15 protein-coding genes and 2 pseudogenes are annotated in these 19,958 nt (G+C 32.5%); 9 read left to right on the forward strand and 8 right to left on the reverse strand.

The features are described from left to right. Positions 1-465: 465 nt before the first annotated feature. The 7 genes and pseudogenes from PGC14_RS00745 to PGC14_RS00775 all read right to left on the reverse strand — a co-directional run. Positions 466-1,821 (reverse strand): MATE family efflux transporter, encoded by a 1,356-nt coding sequence (locus tag PGC14_RS00745; RefSeq protein WP_271629268.1) that lies wholly within the window; start codon positions 1,819-1,821, stop codon positions 466-468. 66 nt (positions 1,822-1,887) lie between these two features. Continuing rightward, positions 1,888-3,042: a pyridoxal-phosphate-dependent aminotransferase family protein gene (locus PGC14_RS00750; RefSeq protein WP_271629269.1), complete on the reverse strand. Its 1,155-nt coding sequence runs from the start codon at positions 3,040-3,042 to the stop codon at positions 1,888-1,890. A 2-nt stretch (positions 3,043-3,044) separates the two neighbouring features. Beyond that, positions 3,045-4,070, reverse strand: a complete 1,026-nt coding sequence (locus PGC14_RS00755; protein WP_271629270.1) for a pyridoxal-phosphate dependent enzyme — start codon at positions 4,068-4,070, stop codon at positions 3,045-3,047. A gap of 32 nt (positions 4,071-4,102) precedes the next feature. After that, complete coding sequence (locus tag PGC14_RS00760; protein ID WP_271629271.1) at positions 4,103-4,330, reverse strand: hypothetical protein; 228 nt, start codon at positions 4,328-4,330, stop codon at positions 4,103-4,105. Positions 4,331-4,348: 18 nt separating this feature from the next. After that, complete coding sequence (locus tag PGC14_RS00765; protein WP_271629272.1) at positions 4,349-5,575, reverse strand: glycosyltransferase; 1,227 nt, start codon at positions 5,573-5,575, stop codon at positions 4,349-4,351. 42 nt (positions 5,576-5,617) lie between these two features. After that, positions 5,618-6,712 carry a glycosyltransferase family 2 protein gene (locus PGC14_RS00770; RefSeq protein ID WP_271629273.1) on the reverse strand — a complete coding sequence of 365 codons (1,095 nt, stop codon included), beginning with the start codon at positions 6,710-6,712 and terminating at the stop codon, positions 5,618-5,620. 643 nt (positions 6,713-7,355) lie between these two features. Further along, a pseudogene (locus tag PGC14_RS00775) lies at positions 7,356-8,213 on the reverse strand (ISLre2 family transposase); the annotation flags it as partial. A gap of 72 nt (positions 8,214-8,285) precedes the next feature. On the opposite strand from PGC14_RS00775, the gene PGC14_RS00780 reads away from it, so the two are divergent. Continuing rightward, positions 8,286-9,515, forward strand: a complete 1,230-nt coding sequence (locus PGC14_RS00780) for an IS256-like element ISCsa2 family transposase (RefSeq protein WP_271629274.1) — start codon at positions 8,286-8,288, stop codon at positions 9,513-9,515. Positions 9,516-9,521: 6 nt separating this feature from the next. Here PGC14_RS00780 and PGC14_RS00785 read toward each other — a convergent pair. Next, positions 9,522-10,112 (reverse strand): annotated as a pseudogene (locus PGC14_RS00785) (UPF0236 family transposase-like protein); the annotation flags it as partial. A 372-nt stretch (positions 10,113-10,484) separates the two neighbouring features. Between PGC14_RS00785 and PGC14_RS00790 the strand changes: the two are divergent. From PGC14_RS00790 to pepV, 8 genes are all read left to right on the forward strand, one after another. Further along, the gene (locus PGC14_RS00790) at positions 10,485-10,958 is read left to right on the forward strand and encodes a cell division protein ZapA (RefSeq protein ID WP_039764666.1); all 474 of its coding nucleotides are present in this window, start codon (positions 10,485-10,487) and stop codon (positions 10,956-10,958) included. Then, positions 10,945-11,832, forward strand: a complete 888-nt coding sequence (locus PGC14_RS00795) for an alkaline phosphatase family protein (RefSeq protein ID WP_039764669.1) — start codon at positions 10,945-10,947, stop codon at positions 11,830-11,832. The genes PGC14_RS00790 and PGC14_RS00795 overlap by 14 nt, the downstream gene beginning before the upstream one ends. A gap of 11 nt (positions 11,833-11,843) precedes the next feature. Then, positions 11,844-14,147: a U32 family peptidase gene (locus PGC14_RS00800; protein ID WP_271629275.1), complete on the forward strand. Its 2,304-nt coding sequence runs from the start codon at positions 11,844-11,846 to the stop codon at positions 14,145-14,147. A gap of 3 nt (positions 14,148-14,150) precedes the next feature. Continuing rightward, a complete protein-coding gene (gene ytvI / locus PGC14_RS00805; RefSeq protein ID WP_039764673.1) occupies positions 14,151-15,272 on the forward strand; it encodes a sporulation integral membrane protein YtvI in 1,122 nt (373 codons plus the stop codon). A 1-nt stretch (position 15,273) separates the two neighbouring features. After that, positions 15,274-17,061 (forward strand): ASKHA domain-containing protein, encoded by a 1,788-nt coding sequence (locus PGC14_RS00810; RefSeq protein ID WP_039764674.1) that lies wholly within the window; start codon positions 15,274-15,276, stop codon positions 17,059-17,061. An 18-nt stretch (positions 17,062-17,079) separates the two neighbouring features. Then, entirely contained in the window at positions 17,080-17,784 is a 705-nt protein-coding gene (locus tag PGC14_RS00815) for a TVP38/TMEM64 family protein (RefSeq protein WP_039764675.1), read from the forward strand. Between the two features lie 61 nt (positions 17,785-17,845). Next, the gene (locus tag PGC14_RS00820) at positions 17,846-18,556 is read left to right on the forward strand and encodes an N-acetylmuramoyl-L-alanine amidase (protein ID WP_039764676.1); all 711 of its coding nucleotides are present in this window, start codon (positions 17,846-17,848) and stop codon (positions 18,554-18,556) included. 3 nt (positions 18,557-18,559) lie between these two features. After that, positions 18,560-19,954 carry a dipeptidase PepV gene (gene pepV, locus PGC14_RS00825; protein WP_271629276.1) on the forward strand — a complete coding sequence of 465 codons (1,395 nt, stop codon included), beginning with the start codon at positions 18,560-18,562 and terminating at the stop codon, positions 19,952-19,954. Positions 19,955-19,958 lie beyond the last annotated feature (4 nt).

Consider the following 19,958-nt stretch of genomic DNA (forward strand, 5'->3'; position numbering starts at 1 on the left):
AGTCTATTATTTGACTGTCTAATTTAAGATTTTGTTCTTATTAAATCTTTTAACAAGTTTCTTAAAGGATAAATTGCTTTTTCTTGTTTTAATTTTGATTTCGATAGGTCGTGGTTATCACATTCCGTTTGAATTTCAGAAAGCGCAATGTCATATTTTTCTGAGTTACCATTTCTTTCACTTTGCAATAGGATATATTTTTCATCAAAAATAAAAATTTTTACCTTCTTGTCCTATGTCTTTAAATAACCTCATAAAGGGACTGCCTTCTGCTTTTATTTAGTTTTTGGTTAATTCATATTTTGTCTTAAAAGGATCTTGTCTTTGTTTTTCTAAATAATTTTTCTATATGAGGTTAAAATTATAAATTTTTTTAGCAAACTCGAAACCTCTTCTGCTATATGCTCAAATAGCATATTATCCAACTTTACATAAATTTATTTTGTAAAATAACAACTATTATATTTAATAACTAATATTACTATCGTTACTACTTGTTAAAACTATTTTATATATCCATTTCTTAGATTTCCAACGCATCAACATAATAATTCCTCTTATCCATTCATCCATACAAAATGCTATCCAAACACCATATAAGCCTAATTTAAAGTATATTCCTAAAATATATGAAAATAATACTCCAAATCCCCACATTGTGAAGATTCCAATAAATACGGGAAATTTTACATCCCCAGAGCCTTTTAAAGCATTAATTACAACTAAATTAAGACTTCTTCCAATTTCAAGTATTATTGAAATTGTAAGTAGATTTCTGCCTATTTGTATAACTGCTTGATTATGGGTAAATATATTAAGCAGATTCTTTCCCAAAACAGCAAATACAATAGAACTGCTTCCCGAAAGAAGTATGGCATACTTCAAATTATTTATACCTATCTTATAAGCACGTTCTGTATCTTTAGCACCTACAAAATGTCCGACTAATATTTGAGTTGCTTGACCAATAGAATTTGAAAACATCATGATAAACAGTAATAAGTTAAAAACATAGGTTCTTGTTATTAATTCATTGGATCCTAAAAGAGAAATAATTGATGTAATGGTCAACTGTGATAAATGAGCAACCAACACTTCACCAGCTGAAGGAATTCCCAATCTGTAAATTTCTGATATTATTTTAGATAAATTCGATCTACATAGCTTAGTTACAGATTTTAGTTCTATTTTATGTCTAAGAATAGATAATAGAATAATTAATCCTATAAATTGACTGGAAACAGCGGATACTGCTATACCTCTAACACCAAATTGAGGAATACCAAAGGGTCTAAAAATAGATATATATGAACCTATTATATTTAAAATATTTACTATTACCATAACGTACATAGAAATATTTGTATACTTAAAAGCCCTTATTATAGAAGAGGCAGTTGTACTAACAGATTGAATAAACGACATACTACCTGTTATGCACAAGTACTGTATACCATATATAAGTATCTCTCCTTTAAGACCCATTAAACTCAGTATATAAGGGCAAAAGATGACAAGACCTATACTACATATAACACCAAAAATAAAATTTACAAATAGAGATATCCAAATTATATCTTCTACGTAGTCTTTTTTGCCCGCTCCAAGATATTGAATAATTATAATAGAAGTTCCAGAATTTACTACACTATATAAAATTATCAATAAATAATTTAATTGATTACATACTCCAACAGCAGCTACAGCAGCATCGGAATACTTGCTAAGTATAAATACTCCTATATAACCTACTAAATATTTTAAGAACATTTCAATAAATATTGGCCATGCTAGTGAAAAAGTATTTAGTTTTTTATTCACATTTAAATCCTACCTCTCCACTATTAAAATTATTAGATGCGGTTATTTTAGTATACTTTGTATTTATCAAGTTTCAATAGAATTTTTAATGAACTCGAAAAATGTGTTTTCATCAACTTTTATTCCTCTCGCTTTTAAATAAATATAAATACAGAATAGTATATAAATGACTTTATTTTTATATGAGTTCTCGGCCATCAAACCCAATCTTACCATGTTATGAGAGTATTTTCCTAAACCTTTACTTATATATATACTAAACTTATTTTTCATGAAACAGACAAAATCATCAATATTTAGGCCATTTAAGGTAAATGTTACTAATGTCGGTAATCTATACATTTCAGATTTTACAAAAAGATCTAATCCTAAAATTTCTAATCCCTTAACTAAAACCTTCATATTGTTTATATGTCTTTTCCATCTATTTTCTATTCCTTCGCTTTTTATGATTTCAATACACTTATTCAAAGAAGAAAGTAATGAATAAGGTTGAGTATGATGATATATTCGAGGAGGGTACCAATCATTTAGAATCAAATTTAAATCTAAATAAAAGCTTTTGAAATTACTATTTAAATTTTTCATCTTCTTTTGATATTGTTCATCTATAGCTATAATAGAAATTCCAGGTATTCCCCCTAAACATTTCTGAGATACTGTAAACACTCCATTAACATTCCACTTAGCCATGTAAAATGGTACTCCTCCTATTGTCGTAGCACCGTCAACTAAAAAAAGAATATTATTATCTTTGCAAAATTCTCCTATTTCCTCCAAAGGTTGTAACACTCCTGTAGAAGTTTCTCCATGCACCAAATAGAGTATTTTAGCATTAGTTTCTTTATAGACTTTTTCAATATCATTGACAGTTATTATTTCTCCCCATTCCTTTTTTATGGGTATAGGAATTGCCCTATTTCTCCTTACTATCTCACATATACGCTCACCAAAAAAACCATTAACACCAACCATTACTTTCTCATTTTCTTCAATTGCATTTAATATAATTATTTCCATAGATGCTGTTCCTGTGCCTGCAATAGGCACAACTTTAGTATCTTCATCAGCAAAAAAAAGAATTTTCAAATTAGATTTAAGGGTGTTAATAAGCTCTAAAAAATTTTCATGGACAGAGGGAAATATTGGTTGAACAAGTGCTTTTAAGATTTTTGAATCAACTCCTCCTTGTCCTGCAGTAAAAAAGTCAAATTTATACATTTTTATTTCAATATCCCCCTCATATAGGTTCTATATTTTCTTATTCCTTCAGCATAATTGTATACATCCATAAAATATACATTTTGAGCCAAATGTTTCCTATAATCAAATCCATTAAGCCTTTCACTTATTACCTTTTCCTCCAGAGCTTTAATTTTGTACCATGTATTTAATGAGGGATAATCTTCAAAACTATCAGGAGAAATCACAAGAAAATTTTTATTTTTTTCAGATTCTGCTATAGCTTCTACAACTGCAATTAACATACCGGTAGAGGGTCCAATACATAAATTATATTTCTCTTTATACTCAAAACACTTTTGAAAAGATATTCTATCACTAACTTTGGCACATTTAAACCAAAAATCTTTTAATTTCAATGACCTTACAACATTATAAGTTGGAAATCTATGTCCTGCTCCACCTACTAAATAAGGTATGGGTATTCTACCATCACTATCTAAACAAAAAGGGTCACATAATATTCCTGAACCCAACTGTTCAACCCCTATAATTCTCACATTCGTATTCTTTTGTTTAGCGAAGAGACCTATTCCTATTGAATGTGCACCTGTACTTATACTGTTTACTATGTAATCTAAATTTATCCAACTGATTCCCATTCTTCTTAATTGTTCATCAATTTCACGTGCTAAATAAAAGTAAGTTCCAAATATTGCGTAAGGGTTATCATATTGATCTGGTACATAATAATTATTTAGCTTCTTAAGTTCATTTACTCTTTTGAGTCTATCATTAACTGCTGATGGGTCTTCTTTACTTATTGGAATAATTTCAACATCATCTGCCAATCTCATAATTCTTTTTCCTTTACATTTTTCATCGCTATTAACAATTCTTGAATCAATTATTGCTTTAAATTTTATGTTATACCTTTTTAATAACTTATTTACAATAAATGCTTCTGCTATTGCCGTATTTCCAGAAGAGGATTCTACTATAGTCGTATTATACTTTATTTGTCCTGCTATAACACCACTTATAAACAAACCTAATACAGATCTCATCTTTACGCTAAACCCATAATTTCCTTCATCTTTTAAATATAAAGTATTAGAATTTTTGAGTTATATATTGGTGTTACCTTAGAAAAACTGCTAAGTTTTTCAATTAAAACCAATCTTTCTAAAAATGGAATAGAAAAAATATCATCTTTTTCATACTTTAGACTAATATCAAAAATTTTGTTAATATAATTTATACTTTCGTATAAATTAGATATGTTAAAAACATCAATGTTTAAACCTTCTTGTAGTACTTCTATCATCATTTATCATTCACCTTTTTATAATTTTTGAATCAATTCTAAAACTTTATTTACGCCTGTAAAATTATATTCATTTAGTTTAGCATGCCAAAAGTGCAATCTTTCTTTAAAACTTGAGTTACTTAGAATCTCAGCAATTTCAGCTAATATATCTGCTTTTTCAATGTCTTCTCTTTTTATAAATTTAGAAACTCCCATATTGGTGCAAATTCTTGCATTATACTCTCGTTCAGTATGAGTTGGTATAATTAATGAGGGTACCTCATACAAAAATTGACCTAAACAACTTCCATGCCCTCCATGATGGATAACAACATCAGAGTTTCCATAAGCAATTCCCATTGGAACCCAATCAATAATGCTAAATTTCTCTTCATCAATTCCGTAAGAGTTTAAAATCTCTTTTGCTATTTTCCTGTCCGAATCACTCCCTGTAGAAAAAATAATGTTAGCATCAAATTCTTTTAATGCTGAAAGTAATGTTTTAAAAATAATAATTCCACTTTCACCAACATTGTCATAAAATCTTGCTGTATAACAAAAAATTGTAGGCTTATATTTATCTCTGTTAAACAATTTTATATACTCTTCTTTAGCCATTTCTAATGGATCCCATAATATGGGACCAACATAATATGTGTTAAATTCTGAAGGATTATTTATTGGATCAAATTCAGGAAAACTAGGAATTATGGTTAATCTACCAGTAAAAATTTCTTCAAAAGAATTTAATTGTGAAACACCTTTTTTCTTAAAATAGTTATTTAATTTTTCAGTTAATGTAAATTTTAAATTTTGCTCTTCTTCCCACCATCTTATTCTTCCAAAAGCAATATTAGGATGATAACAACTTTGAGTTATGGCTATCAAAGGTATATCCATTATTCTTGCAGCAATACAACTTAATATACCAAGGTCTGATATTATAAAATCAGGAGAAAAATCTCTTAAATATTCTATTAATTCTTCAACTTTTTTTTCTACCCATTCTATATTACCATATCCTATTATTTCCCAAAATTGTTCTGCACAATACCAATTAGGAGTTTGCACTCCTTTTTTAATATCCCTAATATTAAAATTTTCTGATAACTCTTCAATTCCCATTTTATTCATATATGGTTTTGCATTTTCAAATCCAAAATACTTTACGATATATCCTTCTCTTTGTAACCCTTCTGCTATTGGAAGGGATCGAGACATGGGACCTAACCCAGAACCGAATTGTAAGAATACTTTTTTCATTAAGTTATACCCCCTTGAAAACTTTTTAATTTAGTTCTTTAATTAAGTTAAGTCAAATCTTGAAGGGTCAATTTTTATTTTACAAAAACGGTGCATAAAAATAGTTTTTAATATAAATTTTATTTTTTCAAAGTTAAATTCATAGAATAATGATATAATATAATAGCGAACCGCTCTTATCTTATTTACTCGACTGTTTATATAGCCTAACGTAAAATACTTCTTTTCTATTAACTTGTTAAGTTCTTGAATGCATATTTTCTTGTGTTTAATTTTGTTTGATTTTTTTATAAATTCTTTTCTTATTTTACGCATGTAATTTTTATATTTACCCTCTCTTGTTAGTTTATCAACAATTGTTTTATTATTTATTATTTCTTCCAAATTAACAGCTGAACGATCTAAAAAGAAGTATAGATTATCATTGCCTTGATTGTAAATGAAATGGTAATCTTTTATAAGACAAAAATTGAAATTATATAATACCCTATAAATAAAATCTATATCTTCACTGCAAAATAATTTTTCATTAAATATGCCTGTAACTTCCAAAATATTTTTATTAAAAACCATCGTATTTATATGGTAACAATAAACCTGCTGAAGTAAGTTATATTCATAAAATCTATCATCGAAAAATATCAACTTACCTTTTACTATAAGATTTAAATCTAAAATCACTTTTTCAAGCCTATTTTTCCGATGCCCAATTTCATCACATTTGATTAATTTACCTGATCTTCTTTCATACCATAATGAAAAGCAGACATTTATATTTTCATTTTCCAATACTTCAATACTCTCACTTAAGTGAGTTTCGATCCATTCGTCATCGGAATCTAAAAACGCTACATATTTACCTTTCGATTTATAAATCCCACAATTTCTTGCACCTGCTGGCCCTTTAGTTCTATCATTTATGATGTAATTTATCCTTTTATCTCTTTTTATGTATTCTTCAACTACTTTTCTGGTATTATCTGTGCTTCTATCATCAACAACTAATAATTCCCAATTACCATAGGTTTGATTTATTACAGATTCAATAGCGTTTGGTAATAACTTCTCTCTATTGTAAGTTGGAATTATAACACTTACCAGAGGACTTGATATCACTTTATTATATAGCTCACACACTTTTTATTTATATCCTCCCTTCTCCGTAATAGAAATTAATCCGTTATGTAATATAATTTCTATTTTAGAAGTGATGATTTGAAAAGTTTCACTTGCTACATAAGCTTGGAGAATAAAAGTTACAAGGATAATAGGGTATTCTTTACTGCTTAGCTATCTCTGAAACTATTCGACAAGTATACCTCTTGTTTTGAGGAATTTTATAACTCTGTCAATATATTTCAGTTGTGTATATACACCCTGTAATAGTTATAACTTCCATTTTTAATAGTCAATATTACCTATTAACCTAATATTACCTTTATTTCTATCTATTTTTCATGAGCTATAAATATTAACGATAAAGTGTAGAATTACATAAAAAAAATATATGTAGAAACGGAATATATCATAATTTATCACAAATAGCAGAATATAAAATAATAAGAAGGATTAGTATTACTATTGAACAAACAAACTAAATTTGGACTCAGTAATATTTTCAAAGACTCTCATAAGTCTTCATTTTTAATATGAAAGAAAAATTAACAACATTAACAACCATTTCAATAGAAATTATAGACTTATTTTAATAGAAAAATAAAAAAAAGTCAATATATTTTTTTATCAAGATAGTGTCAAGAGTTTGTAGGGAAATTTTTTATTAAAATACGACTGCATTTAAGAAATCTCCAGTACTTAGACCTTTCAGTACTCTAAACGTCAAATCAACTTTTCCTCTTGCTAAAATTGGCACATTATTCCTCGTCTCCTCAATCTGTTTCTTTATCTTCTTAACATTTTTTCTCACAATTTCTTTCAATATTTTTTCTTCTTTCTCTCCCTTGCTACAAATCTCTTTTAAATATGCTTCTTTCAAGTTTACACCATTATACTTCAAGCTCAATAACCTTACCATCACTTCTGCTCCTTGTTCGCTCCATCCCCTTGGTCTTGAACTCATCCTATCTGCTAATACATGGCTTACATGCCCTTCTGCACTACATCCTTTTATAACCCTATTATCTAACTCTAATACTATATTATCCCAATGATTGGCTATATATCTCCTACTTTCACTTATCCTCTTCAACGCTCTTTTGTCCTCTCCAGCCTTTTCCATCGCTTTAGCTACCAATCCCTCAAACTTCTCTCTATCCTTATCCCTCAATGCTTCTACTATCCCAGCAAATATATTCTTATCTCCACCGCTTATTTTGATTACCTCTCTCATTAGTTGAAACCTGTCTAATACAAATTCTGCACCCACTATCCATTCAAGCCCTTCCTTTATCCATGCCGCTCCATCCCCTAACAAATATATCTTCTCTATCTTCTCCGTTCCATAGTGCTCCTCTATATATTCACCTACTTTTGACCAAAAATCTTCTGGTCTCTCTTTAATACTGCTAAAATAATGCACTCCTTTCAATTCCTTCTTTTTGACAACCCCTTCCTCTTCTTTATATCCCTCATTTATGTACGCAAGCTTCGCTATCTTCCATTCTCCGTTTTGTAACGAAGGGAGTTAAAATAAAATTGTGTCCACTGTATAATTAGTGTTGAAATAATCACCAAAGGGGGGCTCACGATTATGGAGAAAAATGAAATTTTTGAAACCGCTAAAAATATGGCTATCGAGCAAGTATTAAATATGTATTGCTCCAAAGATGATCCTACTCGCTCAGCTTTAAAACAGCTTTTGGAAAACTTGCTCGATTGCTTTATGTTATCAGAAAGAACTGTTTACCTTGCTAAAAACGAAAACGATAAAGGCAATGGTTTTTACGGCAGAAAACTTGCAACACCTGTTGGCAGCCTTGAAATTTCTGTTCCTCGCACACGCTCTGGTAACTTTCGACCTTCCATTCTCCCTGACCGCTACAAAAGGGTTGACAGCTCATACACTGACCTGCTCATGTCTTTAGTCGCCAATGGTTACTCAGAAAGTTCTCTTGTCCAAACTCTTAAAAGCATGAATCTGCCTTATTCTGAAGACGAAATCGAAAAAATCAAAAGCGATCTTAAAAACGAGCTTCAACTTTTCAAACAAAGAGAACTTCCTGAAAGTGCTTTTGCTCTTATCATTGACGGTTACCATTGCGAAATTAAAGATAACTCAAAAGTTAAACAAGCTACTTGCTATGTCGTGCTTGGCATTGATTTAGAAGGCAAAAAAGATATCTTCGGTATCTACACTTTCTTCGGCAAAGAAAACAAAGCCGATTGGATGAGAGTCTTTGACGACTTAATTACAAGAGGTCTTAAAAAAGTCTTAATAGTTGTAAGCGATGATTTTCCAGGCATTATCGATGCTGTTAGACTCGCTTATCCCCTTGCCGACCATCAACTATGTTTTGTTCACCTTCAACGCAATGTCAGAAAACATATGGCAAAAGATGATGCTTCCGTTTTCAACAAAGAGCTTGATAAACTAAGAACTTCCTCTGCTGATTTTGACGAAGCTATTTCAAAGTTCAAACTTCTTTGTGAGCAATACTCCTCAAAATATCCTCGATTCATAAAAGGTATTTGCGAAAAAGCAGAGTTCTATCTTGCACATATGAGGTATCCTGAAGATTTAAGAAAGTACATTTATACTACTAATGCTGTAGAAAGCGTAAACAGTATGATTGAAAAGATAAGAATAAACTCCGGTGGTTATTTTCAATCTGTAGAAGTTTTAGAGATAAACATATATTTACAAAGAGAAAACTTGCGTCGGGGCAAGTGGAAAAACGGAGTACCTATTCTTAAAAAATGTAGTTACAATATATTACAGCTCTACAATATACGCTATGAAATGGAAACACAAAATTCTTGACAAGTCTCGTAACGAAATATGATCTTCATCTGCCTCTATATAAAGTTCTTTTACCACTTTTTTACTGCCTGCAACTCCTTTTTTATTATGCTCGATTCTATCTAACTGAGCTGCCTCTATCCTCCTCAAAATATTCATTACACTTTGTCTTGTAATTCTCTCTTCTCCTAATACTTCTTTGGCTGCTTTTTCATATGACATTTCCACTACCTTCTCAACTATTGCTGCTTTGACTGCTTTGTCTATTCTTTGGTATTTCTCTATCCCCAAAATTTCATCTGCTAAATACACATACCCTCCCTCTTCTTTATTCTTGTAGTACGTCCTTATATATTCCACATCTCCAAATATTGTCTTTATGCTCCTCTTATCTTTCCTTACAACCTCATACCTTGCCTTCCTCTTCTTTTCATCCCTTACAATTTCATCTACAAGTCCGCATGCCTCTTTTATCATCTCCTTCCCTATCTCATCCATCTTCTCCTTCAATTCCATTGAATACATCGCTATATCTTTCTCACCTCTTAATATCTCCATTATCCCTTCTCCAAATCTATTTAAAAGTTCCTCTATTTTTGCTATAATATTATCAAACATTTTGCTCCCTCCTTTGGTTTGTTTTTCCTTTCAGTTTTCTTCTTCTTTTTTTTACTCATTATTTTATATCATTCTCTCATTTTTCCCAAGAGGAGGGAGCATTTTTTCCATCTCAAGTCCTATAAATATTTTACACTAAGTTTATCAAAATTTGTCTTTCTATTTTGTGTATTTTATGTACATACCTGAAGACGATTTGAGATAAAAGTGCAAAAAAAGAGTTTAAACTATTAATTTGATTAGATGGACCTTAGAAAAAACTATATCAAGTCTATTTGATACTATTCTCTCCAAATCTCAATTGCAATGAATATGAAAAAAAACTATAATATAGATAACAACACTTATAAAGCTTTTAAGGATGTATGGGGAATGGATGAGAATATCAGAAGAGATGATAACTTAAAGCGAATAGAAGTAAAGATTGCGGGGATGAACTATGTACTAAAAACTGACGAAGATGAAGAGTACATAATGAAAATTGCAAATTTTATAAACAAAAAGATGTCTGAGGTTGTGGCAAATGAACCGCACCTTAGTACATCGCTTTCTGCTATGCTCACAGCATTTTTGATTACAGATGAGTATTTTAAACATCTTCAAGTTTGCGAAGAAAAGCTATCTGCTCAATCAAATGATACTGAGAAATATCAAAAAGAAATTGAGGAATACAAAGAAAAGCTAAAAGAGGCGGAAGAAAAAATAGCTGAGCAAACAGAACAGATTGAAAAGCTAAATGAAATTATTCTAAGTCTTAATCAAGAGCTTGAGAACACAAAGCTTGAACTTGAGAAGACTAAAAAAGAGCTTGACGATTTTATAAATACGTTTGATGGTGATAGATAAAATGAAGCTGCTTTTTATATTCTTAGACGGTGTTGGAAAAGGGGAGAATAAAGCACACAACCCCTTTTTTTATTATCATCCTAAATCATATGACATATTTTTAGAAAAGGGAATTGTGAGATTTTTAGATGCTACATTGCAAACCCCAGGCCTTCCCCAGAGTGCAACAGGCCAGGTTACAATTTACTCAGGGATAAACGCTGCGAAAGAGGTTGGTTTTCACATAAACGGTCAGATTACACCAAGCCTCAAGAGAATCATCGATAAGAAGAATATATTCAAAACTCTAAAACAAAATGGCTTTAAAGTTGACTTTGCAAATGTTTACAGAGACGAATATTTGCAAAAGCTATTAAATGACAAAGACTTTAAGATGTCTGTCACAAGCTATATGGCCTTGACATCAGAAGTCAGGTTAAAAACCTTAGACCACCTTTTGAAGGGTGAGGGTGTGTACTGCGATATTACAAATGAGATCTTAATACAAAGTGGCTATGATGTTCCGCTTTTTTCACCCAAAAAAGCAGCAGAAAATCTTTTAAATGTTTTGAAAAAGAGCCATTTTGTACTATTTGAGCACTTTAAGACAGACCTCGTAGGTCACTCTTGCGATATGGAAAAGGCAATAGAACTTGTAAAGACATTGGATGAATTTTTGGTCAGCATAATTGAGAACCTTCCTGCTGATGTGTGCATAATTGTTACTTCTGACCATGGTAATATTGAAGATTTATCTGTCAAAACTCACACATACAACTCGGTTCCATTTTTGGCATACGGTAAAGGACAAGGTATTTTTAAAGACATTGCATCAATCGAACAGGTTTATGAGTATATTTTAAGATATTTTGAAATACCAGAAAAAGAGGGATGACATAGGTTGCCATGAAAAAAGTAGAGCTTTTATCACCTGCAGGTGGGTTTGAAGAGCTCATCTCAGCAATTCAGGCTGGTGCAGATGGTGTGTATATTGGTGCAAAAGAGTTTTCAGCAAGGGCGTATGCAAAAAACTTCTCAGAAGATGAACTAATCAGGGCCATAGATTACTGCCATGAAAGAGGGAAAAAGATTTATCTTGCCGTAAATACATTGATCTATGATGAGGAAATAGACAGGGCACTAAAGCTTTTAGAGATTGCCTATAAAGAGGGAATTGACGCTGTTATTGTACAAGATTTAGGCTTGCTTTCTATAATCAAAAAAGAGTTTGCAGACCTTCCTATTCATGCAAGTACCCAGATGACAATTCACAACTTACTCGGTGCAAAAGTGCTATCAAGACTTGGGGTAAAAAGAGTTGTTTTGGCAAGAGAACTGAATATAAATGAGATAAAAAACATCAAAAAAGGTGCTGAAATAGAAGTTGAAGTTTTTGTCCACGGGGCACTTTGTATTTCGTATTCAGGGCAGTGTCTTTTTTCAAGTATACTTTTCAAAAGAAGCGGCAACAGAGGACAGTGCGCCCAGCCGTGTAGGCTTTATTATAAGCTTCTTAATAAAGACAAAAAGATTGTAGATAGAGGTTATCTTTTGTCACCAAGAGACATATGCCTTTTGGACTATATTCCAAATCTTATTGAAGCCGGCGTGGACTCTTTCAAAATAGAGGGAAGGCTAAAGGACAAATATTATGTGTATACAGTGACCTCAATTTATAGAAAGTATATAGATATGTACTATCAGACAGGGAAGATTGAGATAAACCAAGAGGACAGAAACAAACTCTTTCTTGTTTTCAACAGAGGAAATTTTAGCAAAGGGTATTTAGATAATCCTTCTTATGATAATCTTATTTTTAAATCAGCGCCAAACAACACAGGGCTTTTGATTGGCAGCTTTTATTTTAAAGATAACAAACTTTTTATAAAAACATCTTATGACCTAACAAATGGTGATGTAATTGCGTTTAGAAGCGAAAAGTTTGAAGAAGTTTTGTTTGAGATAAACAACAATATTTCAAAGTACCAGGATGGTAAAGTTGAAGTTGATATTGATTTTGCAAGAAAAAAGGTTTTAAAAAATGCTTCAAATAGTCAAGTTTTCTTGGTCAAAAGTAAGCAACTTGAAGATGAGGTGGACAAAATTTTAAAGAAGGAGAAAAAGTTCAGGAAGGTAGATTTTGAGGTCACAATAAAAAGAGGAGAAAATATAAAAGCTGTTGCAAAGACAGGGTCTTTTGAAGCACATGCAACAGGGCCTGTGCCAGAGGAGGCAAAATCAAAGCCAACAACATACCAAAATGTTTTGGATAGCTTTTCAAAGCTCGGCAACACAGTATTCGATATGGGGGAGCTAAAGGTTTACCTTGATGATAATGTTTTTGTTAAGATTTCAGATTTGAATTTATTGCGAAAGGAACTAATTGAGAAGCTGTCAAGGTCAATAACTTGCTCTTTTAAAAGAAGTGTTCAAAAGCCAGTTGAAATGCTATGTCATTCAAAAAAAGATCAAAATAGCAAAAAGAAAACAGCTCACCAAAAATTCTCGTTTGTCATTGATTCATTTTCGCAGTACCAAAAAGTAAAAGAAATTTTACACTCACGTAATATTGAAAACTTTAACATATACGTGCCATATACCTTGATTTTTAACCATAAATTTTCAGACAATGATATTGTATATTTTGACAGGATTATCCATGACAATGACATTGAAAAGATAAATCTAAAGGCACTGAGAGAGAAAGGATTTAAAAAGGTTTTGATAAGAAACCTTGGACAATATGAGCTTTTAAAAGACCAGTTTGATCTTTGTTTTGACTTTAGCTTTAATGTTACAAATTCGTTTGCAGCCGATTTGGTAAGAAATCTTGGAGCAAAAAGACTTTGTCTTTCGGTTGAACTTTCAAAGCAGCAGATTGAAAGAATATGGGAACACAGTCCAAATGATCTTGAGATTGAAACTGTGGTATTCTGGAAGATTCCACTTATGGTAAACAAGCTCAAGTTTTTTGAAAAAGGTTCATATCTGCAAGATAGGAAAGGAGAACTTTTGGAGCTTGTAAGTACGCAGACTATGAAAAATGAAATTTTAAACCCTGCAGCACTTTATATTGACGACAAAGAGGTACCAGCAGATGTCATAAGATTTGATTTTACAGCTTGTAGTGATAGCGAAATTGCCATGGTTTTTGAAAAATATTTTGATGGCAAAGTTGCAAAACTTAAACTTACAAAGGGGTATTATTAAAAGATGAGGGAGCTTACTAAAAACAAGTTTGTAGTTGCAATGATTTATATTGTCCTGTTTGCAGCGTTTATATTTTCATGTGCATACTTAATAAAAGCATTTGACCTTTTTATAAGGTTTATTTTAAAGGCGTTTATACCTGTGCTAATCGGGCTCTTTATCGCAACAGTATTTGAGCCAGTTCTAAAATACCTCGAAAAAAGAGGGATAAACAGAACAGTTTCTGCCATATTGATACTAGTAATTTTGAATGTATTATTAGCATTTATGCTGGCAGAGGGGATATATATACTTGTAAACGAATGCTTAGGGCTTGTTTCTAACTTGCAAAACATTGACTATGACAAGATTTATGCTACTTTAAATCATTTATTTTCAAGCGTAAAAAGCATTTACACCGATCTTCCACGGCCAATTGTGAGTTTTATTCAGTCAGGTGTAAACGAGATTACGAGTATTCTAAACCAGGTAGCTACAATGAGTCTCAAGGTTATAAATGTCATACCTGCAACTTTAAAGGGAATTACAATTTGGTTTTTCTCTGTGCTGTCAAGCTTTTTCTTTATGCGAGATAGGCACAAAATGCGGGCATGGCTTATTCAGAACTTTTCAGCTCAAGTTTACAAAGAAATGTCAAGCGTCGCTTTTAGGGTAATTGACTCTGTTGTTGATTATGCAAAGTCTCAGATAATCTTAGCAATTTTGATGTTTTTGTCAGGACTTATTGGTCTTTCTATAATAAAAGCACCCTATTTTTTAGTAATAAGCCTTCTTTTAGGACTTTTGAGCATTATTCCAATAATTGGTTCAGGTATAATTCTTTTACCATGGATAATAGGCAGTTTCATCGCTGGCAACACAAGTTTTGGTATAAAACTTTTAATTGTATATCTCATAATCTTGGCTCTTCGAGAGTTTGCATCAATTAAGATTGTTGCATCCCAGGTGGGTATTTCAACATTTACAACTCTTGTTTCTATCTATGCAGGTGTTGAGATTTTTGGTGCTTGGGGGTTTATAATCGGTCCTCTTTTGGTTGTGTTTTTGAAGGCAATCTTTGAAACAGGGGCAATCAAAAAAATAAGGGAGAATCTGTTTTTGCAAAAGAGGAGTGAACAAGCTTAAAATGCCTAAAATTACTGTGTACACTGGTAAGGAAGTACTGCAAATAGATGCAAAAGAAGGTTCATCGCTTTTGGATATTTTAGCTGAAAATTCGTTGTATGTTGAAGCACCTTGCGGTGGTAAAGGAATTTGTGGAAAGTGCAAGGTAGCGGTGAAAAAAGACGGGAAGCCTTATTTAGAAAATATAACCAAAGAGGAAAAGAGGCTTCTGACTTCAGATGAACTTCAAAAAGGAATAAGGCTTTGTTGTAACCTTAAAGTTTTTGAAAGTCTTGAAGTTTTTTTGCCTCATTCAAAGATAGGCGCAAAGATACTTTCTGATCTTTACACGAATGAGTTTGAAGTAAAAAGTGATATAATTATAAAGAAAGTGGTTTTAGAAAAGCCCACATTAGAGGATCAGAGAAGCTATTTTTCAAGACTAAAGTTTTCACTTGAAATAGGAGATTTAAAAATTTCGAATTCTGCCTTGAGAAAGCTTACAAATTACAAAGATAAAGAATTTTTTGCAGTCTTGTACAACGGTGAAGTTATAGAAATAAAACAAACTTCGGATGCATTTGGCTTGGCGGTTGACATTGGAACAACCACAGTGGTGTGCTATCTTGTTGATCTTTTAAAGGGCAAAGTTCTCGATTTTTACTCATTTGTAAATCCACAAAAGAAATTTGGTGCAGATGTAATATCCAGAATCGACTTTGCAAAGGCAAAGGAAGATGGAGTGTTTGTCCTTCAAAAAGAGATTATTAAATGTATTAATGAAGCAATAGAGATTTTGACTGGTAGGCTTTCAATTTCTAAAAATGAGATTTATAAAGCTGTTTTTGTTGGAAATCCTACGATGCTACATTTTCTTTTAGGTATTGACCCACTAACTATTGCAACCTCGCCTTTTGTTCCAGTTTTTGCTGATAAAATAGAAGCAAGAGCGCAAGATTTGGAACTTGAGATAAACAAGAATGCTGTTGTAAAAGTACTTGATAGTGTATCAGCATATGTTGGTGCAGACATAGTTGCTGGTATACTATCAACAAAGATGCACAAGAGCGAGAAGATATGCCTTCTTTTAGACCTTGGAACAAATGGCGAGATGGTTTTGGGAAACAAGCAATTTATGATTGCGGCATCAGCTGCGGCAGGGCCAGCTTTTGAAGGTGTGAATATAGCATGTGGAATGAACGCGTCAAGCGGTGCAATTGATAGTATCAAAATCAAAGATGGAAAGGTTGAATTTACAACAATAGAAAATGGCCAGCCAAAAGGAATTTGTGGGTCTGGGATAGTTTTGGCTGTTGCTTACATGCTCGAAGAAGGTATCATAGATGAGACAGGAAGGTTTTGTGAAGATGCTAAAGAAAGGTACAAGCACAATTTCGAGCAGATAAATGGTCAAATGGCCTTTTTCATAACTGATTCTATTTACATTACACAGAAGGACATACGAGAGATTCAGCTTGCAAAGGCTGCAATCTGTGCAGGGATTAGGGCAATGCTAAAACAATCGGGTATTTCAGAAGATGACATTGAGAATGTATTTCTGGCAGGTGGATTTGGGAATTACATCAATCCATGGGCAGCTGTCAGAATAGGATTGATTCCACAGAGGCTAAAGGATAAAATAAGATCTGCCGGGAACACTGCCGGAAATGGTGCTATCTTGGCACTTTTGAGCAGCAAGTTGGAAGAAGAGTTTGAAGAGATTAAAAATAGGGTAAGATACATTGAGCTATCGAGCTTTCCTGAATTTAATGAGCTATTTGTTGAGTGCATGGTATTTGAGCAAGGTTAAAAGGGGAAAGAAAGAAAAATGGCAGATGAGATTAAAATTAAGGATAGAATAAAGCTTTGGGTGTTTATTCTGATGATTGCAGTATCAATATTTGCTTTGATATATGCAGAAAGGGAGCATACTTTAAGTCCGAGGTATATAAAGCAGTATATATCTCACTTTGGAGTATGGGCGCCTTTGGTGTTTTTGATTTTGTACTCTATAAAGTCGTTTATAATCTTCATCCCGGCAGGAATCTTTATGCTTGCAGCAGGTCTTTCGTTCGGGACATTTTTGGGTGCGCTAATTTTAATTGTAGGGACGCTACTATCATCAACGGTTGGGTTTGTATTTGCAAGGTACTTTGGCAAAGACTATGTCCAAAAAAAGCTCCAAAACACAAAATTCTCAAATTTAGGCGGAAAGATTGCACAAAAAGGATTTTTGATAATACTTCTTTTGCGGCTTGTGCCAATCCTACCTTACGATGTTATAAACTACATATGCGGTCTTTCTAAAATAAGATACAGAGATTTTATTCTTGCAACGCTAATTGGCACAGTTCCTGCATGTTTTCTATATGCCTACCTTGGCGAGAACATTTTAAAGCCTTTTTCTAAAGGATTTTACTTAAGTGTTGTATTGGTTGTTCTTATATCTCTCACACCTGTGCTATTTGCAAAGAATATAAGAGAGTTTTTGCAAGAAGAAAGGGAAGAAGACAAACCAAAAGAAAAAGAATAACAAATATATTCAGGCATAAAATTTAACTATGAAAAGCTGTTTGAGGCGGGTTTTAAAGAGCTTGAGAGTAAAAAGGAAAAAAATAGAGCTTTTTGTAATTCTCTTGTTTATCATAACAGGTACTACTTTAGTATTTTTGAGAATTGAAGAGAATATTGAAACTTTAAGTGTGTTTAATAATAACCAGAGGGAGAAAACGAAACACTTAATAGTAATAGACCCTGGACATGGTGGCTTTGACCCTGGAGCTATGTCTGGCAATATAAAAGAGTCAACTATAAATCTTGAGATAGCAATAAGGTTAAAAGAGTACTTTGAGATGTTTGGGTTTAAACCCATTCTTACGAGATATACTGAGGATGACTTGAGCGAAGATGACAGAAAAGTACATGACTTGATAAAAAGGAAACAAATTATTTTAAAGAATGACCCAGAAATTTTTATCTCAATTCATCTAAATAGCTTTCCGGTTGGCAAGTACTTTGGTGCTCAAGTTTTTTATGAAAACTCTAATGAGGAAGGGAAAAAAGTTGCTTCTTTTGTCCAAAGTGAGCTAAAATACATGCCAAACGGGATGATAAACAAACGCTTACCAAAGTCAATTGACGTGTATATACTCAGAAATTTAAAAATTCCTGCTATACTGGTTGAATGTGGGTTTATGTCAAACAAGATGGAACTTTCTCTTTTACAGACAAAAGAGTATCAAGATTGGCTTTCTTATTCTATATTAAAAGGAGTTTTAAATTACCTCAGTACAAAGGAGATGTAGAGAATGGAAAATGTTAGAAAACTTATAAATGAGGAAATTGAAAATCTCAAGGAAGATATTATTGCTTCAACAGTTGCACTGATCAAGATAAAAAGTGTAGAAAGTACTGCTCAAGATGGCATGCCATTTGGAAAAGGTGTAAATGATGCCTTAGTTTTTTGCAAAGACCTTTGTCAAAAACTTGGGTTTGAGACAAAAAATTTTGATGGATACGCACTCGAGGCAAGGTTTGGAGAACATAGTGAAGATATGTGCGTAATTGGGCATTTGGATGTTGTGCCAGAAGGCGATGGCTGGAGTGTGCCGCCGTATGAAGGTGTGATAAAAGACGGTAAAATCTATGGTCGCGGCGCAATCGATGACAAAGGACCAACAATTGCGGCACTTTATGGCATGTATGTTGTTAAAAAGCTTGCTGAAGAGGGAAAAATCTCACTTGACAGAAGTCTGCGGTTTGTATTTGGCACAAATGAAGAGAGTGGCTCAAAGTGTTTACAGTATTACTTTAAAAAGGCAAAATATCCTACAGTTGGGTTTACACCAGATGCTGATTTCCCAGTAATTCAAGGCGAGAAAGGTTTTTTGGTGTTTGAGCTTTCTAAAAAGGTTGATGGCAATTTCTTTATTGAAGGTGGAGAAAGGCCCAATATGGTGCCTGACAGGTGCCTTTTCAAGGGGGATTTTGACACTCAAAGGGCAAGAGATATTATTTCAAAAAAGGGATTAGAGGAAAAAGCAACGGTCTATGAGGAAAATGGCATAGCTGTAATAAAGACAAAAGGTGTCTCTGCACACGGAAGCCTTCCTTTCAAAGGCGAAAATGCAATATCATATATGTTTGACCTTTTGCAAGATCTTTACCAAAAAGAGGATGAGCTTAAGAGATTTGTTGAGTTTTATAATAAACACATTGGCTATGACGTATTTGGTAAGAATTTAAACATTGGATTTGAGGACCAAAAGTCAGGAAAACTTGTTTTGAACGTTGGCATAGTAAGAAAAGTGGATGATAAAATTGTCCTTACAATTAACATTCGATATCCAGTTGATACAAAATATGAAGATATTGAGAGAGAAATCAAAAATATAATTAAGGAATACGAGATTGATTACAAACTAATTACAGACATGCCCCCACTTTACTTTGAAAGGGATCACTTTTTGATTAAGACATTGCTTGATGTGTATAAAGAGTTTACAGGTGACGATAGCGAGCCGCTTGTAATCGGTGGTGGTACGTATGCAAGGTGGGCAAGAAATGTGGTTGCGTTTGGACCTAACATGCCGGGAGATAAAGAGGTTGCACATCAAAAGGATGAGTATATCAATATAGAAAGGCTTTTGATGTGTGCAAAGATTTACGCAAACGCAATCTACAGGTTAGCCAAAAAAGAATAGGCAT

Origin of the sequence: Caldicellulosiruptor sp. DIB 104C (assembly GCF_028198085.1) — a bacterium.
Classification (GTDB): domain Bacteria; phylum Bacillota; class Thermoanaerobacteria; order Caldicellulosiruptorales; family Caldicellulosiruptoraceae; genus Caldicellulosiruptor; species Caldicellulosiruptor saccharolyticus.